This is a genomic window from Mesorhizobium norvegicum, assembly GCF_004919685.1.
Taxonomy (GTDB): domain Bacteria; phylum Pseudomonadota; class Alphaproteobacteria; order Rhizobiales; family Rhizobiaceae; genus Mesorhizobium; species Mesorhizobium norvegicum.
Genome location: NZ_SMYZ01000130.1, coordinates 1 through 306, shown reverse-complemented (window position 1 = coordinate 306; position 306 = coordinate 1). Strand labels below are relative to the sequence as shown.

Genomic DNA, 306 nt, shown 5'->3' with positions numbered 1-306 from the left:
GCGGTGATGGTGGCGCTCAGGCTGGTGGCGTCGTTGTAGACGTCCTCGCCATTGCCCGAGGCGATCACCAGCGTGCCGGTGGTCTGGCCAGCCAGGATCGTGATGTCGCCCTTGTCGGTGGTGATGGTTACATCGGTCCCGGCCGCGTGCGACAGCGTCGCCGTGAACACATAGCTGGTGTCGGCGGCATTCTCGAGCACCGTCGAAGCGCTCAGGTCGACCGTCGCGGCGGTGATCGTGTCGTTGACATGCGCCGTGGCGCTCGCCGTGCCGATCGTCAGGTTCTCGAAGTTGCCGCCCGCGGTG

1 protein-coding gene is annotated in these 306 nt (G+C 66.7%); it reads right to left on the bottom strand.

All coding sequences use genetic code 11. From position 1 onward, the window contains the following. Positions 1 to 306: immunoglobulin-like domain-containing protein (locus FCU66_RS41480; protein WP_168992272.1), on the bottom strand; the 306-nt coding region annotated here is incomplete at both ends.